This window comes from Zooshikella ganghwensis DSM 15267, assembly GCF_000428585.1.
GTDB classification, from domain to species: domain Bacteria; phylum Pseudomonadota; class Gammaproteobacteria; order Pseudomonadales; family Zooshikellaceae; genus Zooshikella; species Zooshikella ganghwensis.
On sequence record NZ_AUAF01000004.1, the window covers coordinates 14270 to 26772 of the forward strand.

General features: G+C 41.1%; 11 protein-coding genes. 2 read left to right on the top strand and 9 right to left on the bottom strand.

The features are described from left to right. Positions 1-25: 25 nt before the first annotated feature. The 6 genes from F607_RS0101655 to F607_RS0101680 all read right to left on the bottom strand — a co-directional run bounded on the left by F607_RS0101655 (position 26) and on the right by F607_RS0101680 (position 6685). Positions 26-1279 carry a heme biosynthesis HemY N-terminal domain-containing protein gene (locus F607_RS0101655; RefSeq protein ID WP_027706643.1) on the bottom strand — a complete coding sequence of 418 codons (1254 nt, stop codon included), beginning with the start codon at positions 1277-1279 and terminating at the stop codon, positions 26-28. Positions 1280-1291: 12 nt separating this feature from the next. Next, positions 1292-2698 (bottom strand): uroporphyrinogen-III C-methyltransferase, encoded by a 1407-nt coding sequence (locus F607_RS32455; protein ID WP_051310691.1) that lies wholly within the window; start codon positions 2696-2698, stop codon positions 1292-1294. Between the two features lie 287 nt (positions 2699-2985). Next, positions 2986-3741, bottom strand: coding sequence for a uroporphyrinogen-III synthase (locus tag F607_RS27725; protein ID WP_084611062.1), 756 nt, complete (start codon positions 3739-3741; stop codon positions 2986-2988). A gap of 39 nt (positions 3742-3780) precedes the next feature. After that, complete coding sequence (gene hemC, locus F607_RS0101670) at positions 3781-4728, bottom strand: hydroxymethylbilane synthase (RefSeq protein WP_027706644.1); 948 nt, start codon at positions 4726-4728, stop codon at positions 3781-3783. Positions 4729-4840: 112 nt separating this feature from the next. Next, the gene (locus F607_RS0101675) at positions 4841-5587 is read right to left on the bottom strand and encodes a LytR/AlgR family response regulator transcription factor (RefSeq protein WP_233468487.1); all 747 of its coding nucleotides are present in this window, start codon (positions 5585-5587) and stop codon (positions 4841-4843) included. 6 nt (positions 5588-5593) lie between these two features. Then, the gene (locus F607_RS0101680; RefSeq protein WP_027706646.1) at positions 5594-6685 is read right to left on the bottom strand and encodes a sensor histidine kinase; all 1092 of its coding nucleotides are present in this window, start codon (positions 6683-6685) and stop codon (positions 5594-5596) included. A 183-nt stretch (positions 6686-6868) separates the two neighbouring features. Between F607_RS0101680 and argH the strand changes: the two genes are divergently transcribed. Both argH and F607_RS0101690 read left to right on the top strand, forming a co-directional pair. Then, on the top strand, positions 6869-8311 hold the full coding sequence (gene argH, locus F607_RS0101685) for an argininosuccinate lyase (RefSeq protein WP_051310695.1): 1443 nt from the start codon (positions 6869-6871) through the stop codon (positions 8309-8311). A gap of 220 nt (positions 8312-8531) precedes the next feature. Next, positions 8532-9305, top strand: a complete 774-nt coding sequence (locus tag F607_RS0101690) for a hypothetical protein (RefSeq protein WP_027706648.1) — start codon at positions 8532-8534, stop codon at positions 9303-9305. Here the strand turns inward: F607_RS0101690 and F607_RS0101695 are convergent, their stop codons facing one another. The 3 genes from F607_RS0101695 to F607_RS27730 form a co-directional block, all read right to left on the bottom strand. After that, entirely contained in the window at positions 9306-9827 is a 522-nt protein-coding gene (locus tag F607_RS0101695; protein ID WP_230400353.1) for an HNH endonuclease, read from the bottom strand. A 395-nt stretch (positions 9828-10222) separates the two neighbouring features. Continuing rightward, entirely contained in the window at positions 10223-11269 is a 1047-nt protein-coding gene (locus tag F607_RS0101700) for a putative urea ABC transporter substrate-binding protein (protein WP_027706650.1), read from the bottom strand. Between the two features lie 25 nt (positions 11270-11294). After that, positions 11295-12503: a toxic anion resistance protein gene (locus F607_RS27730; protein WP_051310697.1), complete on the bottom strand. Its 1209-nt coding sequence runs from the start codon at positions 12501-12503 to the stop codon at positions 11295-11297.

Sequence of the window (12503 nt, forward strand, 5' to 3'; positions counted from 1 at the left end):
GACTACATTATTAACCGGTTTCCTATTAAGCCGCTGGCTGTTTTGCAATGGGAGTTGGATACTTAGTGACGTCTGAGCGTGCAACTAAAGCTAGCCCTTCCCTAAAGTGCTCTGTACTTTGTTGATGATCACCTAGGTGTGCTAGTAACCTACCCAACTCATTATACACTTCAGGTGTCTTACGAACTTTTAATGTGGATTCAAAGTAACTTCTTGCTTTACCCCACATTTCACTACGTAAGCATAAACGACCCAATGCCAGCATTATCTCAGGATTATCTGGATAACTTGCCAATAGCTGATCACACAGTGCCAACTGTTTTTTAACATCTTTTCCCGCCGTTAAGCCATAAAGCTTAATAAGTCGATCATCATAATTTCGACCAAGCGCCTCGCGCACGACTTTTTCAGCAACAACATGAGCATTTAGTTTTAATAAACAGCGTACATAAACTTCAACCACTGATACTTCGTGTTTTGCTTGGCGAGGTAAACTATCCCACACCGCTTGAATAGCTGAAGCCCTATCTTCATCCTTGTCCTCAATTTTGCTACGCTGACATGCCTGTTCGAGTTGCGCTTTCCAGGTGCGTTGCTGTAAGTCCTTTAACTCATCGTCCGAAATTACTTTTCGACGTTCTAATACAGGCAACAGCTCAGCCAGCTGATCCCAGTCATTAAGACGAATGCACACTTGTTTTAAAAGCTTTAAAACATATTTATGCCGAGGGACTTTACGACGTAACTCTTGCAAAGTTGCCAAGGCCTGCTCAAATTGCCCGGCAGATAATTGAAGTTGTGCTTGAGCAATACCTACACCTACTTTAGCACCAGATACACTTTTATCTGCTTTTCGTAAATAATCACTGACACTCTCACTATCGCCAGCTTCAAAAGCCGCTCGCGCTGCCGCCAAATAGTTAATTAGAGGGGCTTCACCTTGTTCTGCTGACTTTGACAGTAACCGTTGAGCCTGATCCCACTGGCCATTTATAAGGCAATTTAATCCTCTCACCGACTGACGCTTAGCACGTTGTTGGCGACTTGATGAGGTGATTGGTACAACCCAGCCTGTAGTACTCAACAACAAACTTATTAGCCAACGTAAAGCTTTATAGCCCAAAAAACCAATGCCCATAAATACAAACAACATCCACAGGGTGCTTTCAAAGACCATTCCATCCCAGGCAATACGGACATAGCCCTGATCTTGATTCATCCCGGTAATGATTGCGGCAATAGACAGCAATAATAATAAAAAATAAAAGAATATTTTCATTTTACTCCGCCCTTAATTTTGTGTCCGTTGTACTTCAGACATTAAGGCGTTGCGACTGCCGGCCTCAGTAGAAGTGTCACTCTCTGATTTATTTTTGGGTAGTTTACCCTCATGAAAACGGTGCAAATTATCAATATAGGCTTTAATTGCTTTAAGGGAGCCAGAAATATCAGGCATTTTTTGCGCAAGTTTAACGTTCTGTAATTCAGCAAGTTGTCCTAACATAGATTCAGCATCGCGACTGGAAAGCGAAAAGTAATTTTTTACCCAAAGCTCTGCTTTACTCAAGCTATTCAAATATATTTCTTGCTTTCCTTGTAACAAGGCAAGTTGCGCCTGCTCCAACATTAAACGTAAATTATGGCGTAAATAAAGTTCTTCATTAGGTGTTAATAGTAATTCTACTGGTTTGTCACGATCGGTGGAGAAACGAAAATACTGTGTAAATCCATCCCATAATACTGCAATATGGTTTTGAGCATACTCAAAAAAGCCATCATCCACTTTTTCCTCATCGCTAGTTGTAACTTGAGTAGGCTTCTCTGGCTCATAGCCTGCAGGTGGTATCAACGGAAGCTCATTAATTGCGCCTTCTAATGCTGATAATTGCAAATAGAGTCCTTCAAGATCAATGCTGGGAATCGCACGAACAGCCACTAAATCTTTGGCTAGCGCTTCACGAACAGGATAAAGCGAGTAATTATCCAAACCTGCCAGTATTTTATCCGCGCTCACTAAAATCGCTTCTACGCCCTGTGCATCCTTTTCTGTCAGTAACCGTTGATTGGCAAGACGCAACATATACTCCACTTCAGCTAACTGCCAGTCATCACGGCTTGTGCCTTGCATTTGATTAAACTGCTGACGTAAGTTACTTAAACTTTCTGATAAATCATTTGCTTGGTTACGGACTGATTGTGTTTGTTGCTGTTGCTTACTTACCAACTGTTGTATCTGCTGCTGTGATTGTTGGTTAGCACGCTTCATTTGCTGAAGCTCTCCTCCCAACTTATTATCCAACTGCTCAACCGCTGCAGATGTTGTCAGCTCTGGATTAAACTTTGTGCCTTCATGCTTAAAGTAATAGCCCACATCATAATCAATGTAAGCGATTGCTCCTACCAACCCCAAAGTGATTACACTGGTTGTTAAGGCAATAATGCTAACGAGATTACGCTTTTTGGGCATTTGCCCTGCAACAGCTTGCTCAGCAGGAGGCGTTTTTTGGGCCATGGAATGTTGGCTATCAGGTGCTGGTTGGGATGCTTGCAGATTTGTACTTTGCTCCTCTTGCGATGGCTGCTGATCAGCCTTTTTTGGATTTACTGTATTCGCCTGTTCATTGACATCATGCTTTCCTTTTGCATCTGGACTCGATGCCTCATTTGGCGTGTTATTTCCATCTTTCTTCGTTGTCATGAGCAAATTACCAAACTTTACATTCAAAAAAGCTGCTGAACAGGTTCAACAGATTCAATAGTACATTAATATTTCACAACTTGATGTGGACATATTTTAACTCAGGAAAACTACACTCGCTGTGAAAGGCTGACCAAGCCTATCAGCAATCTATTCACTTGCTGATTTTTATTTGTATGACACTTTATACATACTTACCGATACTAATACTGATACCTAACTTATGACTGGACCACCAGATACTGCCTCACAACGCCAAAGATTCTAACGTAACAAAAAAAACAGGATTAGGTTTTAAGAATATATCGCTGTATGCATTTCAAAATAGCTTGGTCACTCGCCCCCTCAGCTACAAAAATATCAGCCCATTGTTGATTTTGTTGGAGCAATGCCACACGTTCACTAGGCACAATAAGTTGCAGGTTGGCAGCCATCGTACCGTCAATATACTCTAATAAGTTACTAGCGATTTCTCCACTTGTGGCAATTATTGTTGTGACACCTTGGTCTTTAATGAGCTGTTCAACATCTTGAGCATGATACGCTGGCTCAATACGCTCATAAACACAACACACTGTCACATCCGCCCCTCTTGACTCAAGCGTTTGCTGAATCAATGAACGACCTCCTTTGCCTTTAATAAGCAACACTCGTTGCTGTTGTATTGCTTGTAATGATGGCAAAGCCAACAATGCTTCACTATCAGCACCCTGGTCTGATAAAGTACTGTCAATCGACAACTGTTGCATAACAGACGCCGTTGCTTGACCAATCGCAAACCACATCAAGCCTGCCGGCCACTGCGGCCAATACTGTTCAGCCTGATACAGTCCAATTTGAGCAGCCGCAGTACTGGTTACAATCACTTTATCGAACTGTGCTAAATTCTGCCAAATGGCACGAAGTGGTGCTGATTCTGGTAATGGCTGAATGGCAATCATAGGTAAAGCCAGTGCACGCAGCCCAGCCAATGCCAAGCTTTGGACCAATTGACTGGCCTGAGGTTCGGGACGAGTCACTAAAAATACTGGTGTAATCATCATTTCATCGGTTATGTGCTATCTTCCTGATTGATTGAAAGCTTATTTTATGACCAATGGATTCGTCCAATTCTCTAATAGTTTCTGCAAAATATCACCCGCCCCTTGTTGTATTAACTCTTTTGCCACCGTTTCACCTAATACTTTAGCCTGGCTGATATCACCTTCAATTTCACTCATATACACCTTACTGGCATCAGGCTCAGCAACAATTGCCGTTAAGCTCAGCTTGCCCTCCTGTAACGTTGCATAAGCGCCAATTGGAACCTGACAACCTCCTTTCAAATAAGTAACTACAGCACGCTCTGCTGTCACACAGGCAGCCGTTTCAGTGTCATGTAAAACACTTAGCGCCTTTTTAAGCTCGGTATCAGCTGTACGACACTCAATACCTAAGGCTCCTTGGCCTGCGGCAGGAATCATGATGTCCGGAGAAAAATAGTCCGTAATGCGCGCTTCCAACTCGAGTCTTTTCAGTCCCGCAGCCGCAAGGATGATGGCATCATATTCACCCGCATCCAGCTTGCCTAGACGCGTATTGACATTTCCACGCAAAAAATTAATCGTTAAATCAGGTCGGTGTTTTAACAGCTGGCATTGCCTTCGTAAGCTGGAGGTTCCAACGATAGCCCCTTGTGGAAGCTCATCCAAACAACTGGCACTATGGCTGACAAAAGCATCACGGGGATCTTCGCGCAACCCAATAACTGGTAGACATAACCCTACTGGAAACTCCATAGGCACATCTTTCATGGAATGTACTGCAATATCTGCAGCACCAGAAAGCAGCGCTTTTTCTAACTCTTTAACAAAGAGTCCTTTACCCCCTATTTTTGCTAAAGGCGCATCAAGCAGTTTATCCCCTTGGCTTATCATCGCGACAAGCTCAACATGTACGTCAGGATAAGCACATTCAAGTTGTTGCTTAACATGGTTTGCTTGCCAAAGAGCAAGTGCACTTTTACGGGTGGCAATTCGAATGGTTTTCACGTCAACACTTCCGGTTAAGGGCTATTCACACCGATAGTGTAACAATTTGCGGCAATACAAACAGCCCAGGTAACTCTGGGCTGCTCAACAAACATAGACAGAAAAAGAAGTACTATAAAGACTTTAGTAGCCGACGCATCTCTGCAACATGCCGGCGACTCACTTGAAGAGGTTTAATCACATCTCGTAAATGAATCTCATAAGAACCTTGATCATTACGTGTCATACTTTCTATCGCTCGACGCGCCACCAAGGCATTGCGATGAATTCTAACAAACGCATCAGCAAATTCAGTTTCTAATTCTTTTAGTGTTTCATCAATAAGTACCTCACCTTTGGCATGGTTTACTGTCACGTATTTATTATCGGCCTGAAAAAAACGAACATCGTTCAATGGAATAAGTTCAATGCCTTTATATGTTCGCGCACTTATATGCGTTCTTTTTTTCAGCTCATTTTCGGACAGTCGATCATTTAACGCAGCTAACTGGGAGCGATTGGTGCGTTGTGCATTTTGAAGTGCTTTACATAGCGCTTCCTGCTTAACAGGCTTCAATAAGTAACCTACAGCCTGAACATGAAACGCTTCTAAAGCATATTGATCATATGCAGTACAAAAAATGATAGCAGGGGGACAGTCCATTTCACACAGAACCATAGCTGCTTCTAAACCATCCATCATCGGCATACGAATATCTAATAAAACAACATCAGGTTTACGCTGATGAGCAATTGCAATCGCCTCTGCCCCAGTTCGCGCTTCTTCTTCAAGGACGCAAAACCCCTCAATCCCCTCTGTCATACGGCGCAAACGGTCACGGGCTAAAGGCTCATCATCAGCAATCAACACTTTGATCATTACTGCTCACTCTCCCCGGCCAGCCTCAACTCCTGGCTGGCATGGATATTTTAACTCCGTCACAAACATATTGTCGGACTTGCTGGCAGACAGCTGGGCTTGATACCCGTATAGGGCTTGTAAACGGGCCTGAATATTAGCCAACGCTAAACGATTACCTTTTCCCGGCTGTTGTTGATAATACATAGCTAACGGGTTAACAACACGCAAGATAAGTAGATCATTTAAATATTCTAACGTGACTTCTATCACACCTCCATCCGGAATTGGTTGAATTCCATGCAGCACCGCATTCTCTAAAATGGGCTGAATAGTCAATAACGGAATCGGTAAATCCATTGGCACACCCTTCATATGCCAGTTCACAGTTAAGCGCTCCCCAAACCGGTGCTGTTCAATACGAATATATTGCTGACAAACTTCGACTTCCCGCTGCAAAGTGACTTCTAAAGTCACATCATCCAGTGTAGCCCGTAGTAACCCTGCCAGATCCTCAACAGCTTGCTCAGCTTTATCAGGATTGATAACTATCAGGCTAGCAATACTATTGAGACTGTTAAACAAAAAATGTGGATGAATACGCGATTGCAAAGCTTGTAAGCGCGCCTGTAGCTCTGCCTGTTGTTGATAGTATAGTTGCTGGTGAACATAAAAATAGCGCAAGAATAAACTGGCTAAAATAACAGCCAGTAACACATACTTACCCAGCTTGGTAATATCAATACCTTGCCAAAAAGGCTGAAACCCTCTTGGTAAATAGAGCGCCCATTCTGCAGCAAGCGCAAAAGTAACTGTGACAAAAACCACAATACCATAGCAACATGCTAAGGTGAGCCATAAAGGTTTTTTAGCTAACCAAGAACGCAACCAACAAAGCAATGCAGCACTTACCAACACAATCCACTGAACAAAAAACGAGGCTAGTGCCAGTCGATTCCAGTCAAATGTAGCTTCCTGTGGCAGTGCAAGTACCCAAACAAATACAATCAACTCTGCCAGCAGCACCAATAAAAATACCGCTTTTGTAGTGCACAAGTCAGGCAGAAAAAAGTCATCTTTCAACGTTCCTGGTTGTTCTAAATCAGTGTTATGCGCCATAAAAAATAACTTATTTATTTGAAGAGTATTGGTTATCAAGAGCGGATCATTAGAACGAGTATTCCAATTATCAGCTAAAAAAGATTGCTACATAAATATTTTAATTGTGTATCAAATATACGCTATTATCATTTCTCTATGGTGGAGAGCGCTCAAAACATACGCAGATAAAAGGCCAACTTAATGAGTAACTCAAAAAAAATACAAACCAATCAGCCTTCAACCAATCAACAGTGGGGCGGTCGATTCAGTGAAGCGACTGATGCCTTCGTTGCCTCATTTACGGCCTCTATTCACTTTGACCACCGTCTCTACCGACATGACATTAATGGCTCTATTGCTCATGCTAAAATGCTTACTAAAGTAGGCATCCTGACAGCCGCAGAGAGTGACTCAATTATTACAGGCTTACAAGAAATAGCAGATGAGATAGCCTCAGGTAAAATTGAATGGTCAATTGCGCTTGAAGATATTCATATGAATATTGAAGCACGCCTTACGGATAAAATTGGTATTGCGGGGAAAAAACTTCACACTGGACGCTCGCGAAATGATCAGGTTGCCACAGATATACGACTGTACTTGCGCGATCAAATTAATGCCATTTTATTTGCTATTACTCGTGTTCAACAAGCGCTTACTGAACTGGCTTGCCAAGAAGCAAATACTATCATGCCAGGCTTTACCCATTTACAAACGGCACAACCGGTTACCTTTGGCCACCATTTAATGGCTTGGTATGAAATGTTAGAGCGTGATTATTCACGATTAGAAGACTGTCAACGTCGAATGAACCAGTGTCCCTTAGGTGCTGCTGCACTTGCTGGAACAACCTACCCTATTGATCGTCATTATACGGCACAAGCACTCAACTTCGATCAGCCAACTGGCAATTCATTAGACTCTGTAAGTGACCGTGATTTTGCAATCGAATTTACAGCTGCTGCTAGCATTATCATGATGCATTTATCTCGCATGTCAGAAGAGCTAATTATCTGGACATCAGCGCAATTCAATTTTATTGATTTACCTGACCGTTTTTGTACAGGCTCTTCCATCATGCCACAAAAGAAAAACCCTGATGTACCTGAACTTATTCGTGGAAAAACAGGCCGAGTATATGGACACCTTAATGCGCTCTTAACATTAATGAAAGCGCAGCCACTCGCCTATAACAAAGACAATCAAGAAGATAAAGAGCCCCTCTTTGATACTGTGGATACACTACTAGGGTGCCTGAGAGCCTATGGTGATATGATCCCAGCCATTCGTGCAAACAGAGACATTATGTGCGAAGCGGCTCGTAAAGGCTTTGCAACAGCAACAGATTTGGCTGATTACTTAGTCAAAAAAGGCGTCGCCTTCCGTGATGCGCATGAAATTGTGGGGCAATCTGTCGCTTATGCTCTCAAAAAACAGCAAGACCTATCTGAGCTTTCTCTTGAAGAACTACAACAGTTTTCGACGGTCATTACCAGTGACGTTTATAATGTGCTCACCCTTGAAGGTTCGGTCAGTGCACGAAATCATTTTGGTGGTACCGCCCCCTCTCAAGTAATTGAAGCGACAAATCGCGCACAAAACAATCTCTCCAAGCGCTTAGCTACCCTCTCAGAAGTTGAATAACATACGATTATTAGCAATCAAACGAAAAGTAATAAGAATACCCACAGTAATGGGTATTCTTACAACCTTCTGTGTTAAAGAGAAACTTAAATTGTCATCATAGTTTTATCTAAATGCAATATAACACTATACTATCAGTACAACCCTTCTTAGGGAAAAAGTACCCTCAGTGAAGGGTATATCGATGGCAACGCTTCTTTAAAACCAGGAGTAGTACGGTGTGAAACCGGCTCATCACGAAACCCAGATTCATACTTTTTTAAATTTAAGCTCAACACAAATTGACCGCTTTACCTTTTGTTCACAAGAGCAAAGAAAACTCCCAACAGGCTTTTTAGCTATAGAACCTTTTATACAGCAAAAAACTCAAAAAGGTATTCTTCAGTTTTTTTTCCAGATAGATAACCAACGAGCATTCATTTATTGTAGTGATGAGATGGGAGATTTTTATTACTTTCATGTTCCCTACCTGAACCATCACTTATTTCTGAATAAACTACAACGATTTACTCATCACTGGCTGAGTCAAAGAGATGCGGATCTTAAACCTGGAACATCTATACAGGAGCTGCAATTTTGGGAAATAATCACGATTAATAACGATCAGTCTCAGATTACCCCCATTGCCACTAAAAATTTTCACAGTGATTTTGGTAATGAATTTGATATCCACGTTCAAGTTACACTAAATCACACTAAGAATACCAACATAAAAATAACATGTGAAAACAAGGAGTACGATGAAAACCATTTGGGAAAAGTAGTCTTTATTAAAGTTGCACAAGCAATTTTAAACCACCGAGAAATGTCTCTTCCCTACCCCGCTTATATTATTAACCTTGATCTATCGCCATTACAGCATACGGTATTTAAAGGAGTATTTCCCAGTTTTATTGACCATATACAATATAAACTACTCATTGAACAACAACTCAATTCAGCCCTACAAAAAGAAGCCATGCAAATCCCTAACGATATAGAACTACCAGAGTAGTTAGTGCACAAACATTTCCCAATGGGGTCTATTACTAAACCTATTCCTCAAAAACTCCATTTGATCTGCTAGCACATGGTGATTTGCTAAATATAAAAACTCGTAAATATTAGGCTGAAAAGGCACTGCCAATAATTCCATATCAGCTTCTTCAGGTGTTTTATTCCCCTTACGCATATTACACCGTTTGCAGGCCGTTACGACATTAGTCCAATGATCTTTTCCACCTAAACATCTTGGTTTTACATGATCTCGGGATAAGTCACTGTAGCCAAATTGCTTGCCACAGTACATACACATGAAGTAGTCCCGTCTGAATAAATAAATATTTTTTAAAGGTGGCGCATTACTTTTATCCTGAACTTTACCATCGACAGCCATAATACTTGGTAGATAAATAATTGAACGCTGCCCCGTACGGGATATTCCTCCTCGCATAACAAAAGTTTTTTCACCAATGCTCCATAAAACTTGCTGTTTAACATGTAAGATAACGGCTTCTTCTGTTGTAAGCCACCGCACTGGTTTTCCTGACTTGTCAAGTTTTAGTATTTTATGGGCCGTTTCCATCATGCTACCTTTTATTTCACGAATAAGTACTCCAAAATAAAAAAGCCCAGTGAGACATCTCAACTGGGCCTTGAACTACAGCCAAGAAAAATACTATGCCTGTTAGCATCATACTGTGGCATAACGATTTCTACTTGACTAAACATGTTTAAACCTGCTTTCAAAGTAGCTCCATAGTCAAATCTACATTCAGGAATGGAGCTTTACTTTTGAGATACAATATGACTCTGTTATTTTTTACAGTGACTATTGCAACACATATATTACATAAGTATATATTGCTTTTAGCAGATCGTGTATATAGATATTAGAAATATACCAGGCTTTGCCGGTATAAAATCTTTTTATTACAGTTTATTATCAGCAGCCATTTTCATATACTTGTCTGTAAATCGAAGCTTAACATTTTTCTTATTACCTAACACATCTCTATTAGCAAACTCTATTCCTACAAAGTCAGGAGAGGAAGCATTTGCGCCAAATAACCCTTTATCGAACGAAAACTGTCTGACATGCTCCATCGTTTTCTTCACATCACCACTAGCAGCCAACTCCGAAGCTTCTTTAGCAGTATAAAACATATGTGTTGTTTTTAACTGAGCATTGAACTCAGCTTCAGTCGCCCCTGAGTTACTAGCCATAAATTGGATAGCCTCTTTACCTACTTTATCACGCTTAGACATAATGGCCATTGTTTCATACCAGGCACCCGTTAATGCTTTTTTTAGGCGCTCATCTGCGTCTGTTTTTACGATCATTAAGTCTAAAATTTCACCTGGAATTTTTGAGGAATCATACACCAGGTTTGCACCTTTACTGTTTCTTACTTGTTGTAGAGGTGGATTCCAAGTTACAGTTGCCGCATTTTCATTAGCAATAAAAAGTGAAGCAATATCAGAGTCGGAGGTATTAACCACCTTAACATCTCGCTCTGACATACCATTCATATCCAGTGCTCTTGCGAGTAGATAGTGAGATACAGAGAGTTCAACTAACGTCACCTCACGACCTTTAAGATCTTTAACCGTTTTGCCATTTTTAAGTACAATGCCATCATTGCCATTTGAGTAATCACCAATGATGATAGCCGTTGAGTCAATACCACCAACTGCCGGTATGGTTAAGGCATCCATATTCGTCATAGTGCAAGCATCAAACTTACCACCTGTATAAAGATTAATTGACTCTATATAATCATTTACCAGTGTGAGTTTTATTTCAATATCATACTTATCAGCCCACTTTTTTAAAATGCCTTTTTCATCAGCATAGGCCCAAGGTTCCCAACCAGTATAATGAGACCATGCCACATTAAACGTATCTGCCGCTTGTATTAACGTACTTAATAGTGATGCAGTAGCAAATAGAGTTGCCTTTTTTAAAAAACTAATCATTTTTTCTCCTTAATTTTGGAATCTTTTAGCGACCATTTTCAACATCAACTATTTCCAAACCAAATTCTTGTTCAACCGCTTTACCTTTTTGGAGCTTATCAATAGCCTTACCAGCTCTTTCATTTAATTGATCCATCTCCAATACAGTCTGCGCCATTTTTGGAAGCGCTTCTTGACGGAATTTTGATAAGTCTTCAATTGCAGCATTTACATCATCAAACGCTTTCTTTAGCGTATCCATATCCAATTGCGTAGATGCTGCTTGCTTATGAATCTCGGCCCCCTGCTGACGTAATCGTGCAGCAGTACCTGCGATAAGATTATTGGTAGTTTCATTAACAGCTGCCACTTTCTTAAGCACAATACGCTGATTTTCTAATGCAAGCGCTAATGTCACCGCAACCTGAAGCGCCTGTACAGTGACACTAACAGCACGATTAACACCACGAATTAACTCTTTATTATTGCGAATAATTACTTCAATCGTGAGAATACCTTGCTGGTTAACCGCAAGCTGCTGTTGCAAGTCCATAATACGCTGAGTTAAAGGAAACAAAATTTCTTCTTTAATAAAATTATGCTTCGGATCATCCATTGGAATTTCTGTTTCCAACTTTTCATTTAGCTTATCTGCTATTGCTTGCGCTAACGTAATAGCTTTTTTCAGCCGGACCGTCAGATCATGCATAGAGGACTGGTCTTTTTGTAACGTAATATTATCGCGTTTCAGCTGCTCACGACCTTTTTCTAAACTTTCCACAATGTCGTCAATGACACGCCCTGAACTTTGATACATTGCAAAGTATCGGGCTAATGGAGAACCTACAAATGGCAGCTTACACAGCAACCGACGGATAAAACTGGCTGAAAACTCAAATTTATTCGGATCAAGAGACTCTACAGTATTACGAAGTTGTAATAACGAATCAGCAACAGGCCCTCCATCTTCTCCAGCTTGAGCCAAGCTATGTATTGGCTGCTTTAGCATATCAGAGCGCGCAGCAGCTTCACGTTGAAGCTTTCCACCTACTTGCTCAACAGCAGCGATTGCTTGATTTTTTTGGTTTAAATCCGCAGGACTTACGCTAAGCAAGTTATCAACAACTGATGCTGCTTGTGTCATTAATTCGTTGGAAATATCTGCTTTTACAGCATCATCTCCAGTCATGAGTTCTTTACGGACAGTTTCCACATCAAACGTATTTAACGTTTGTTCAGTTGACACTTGTACCAT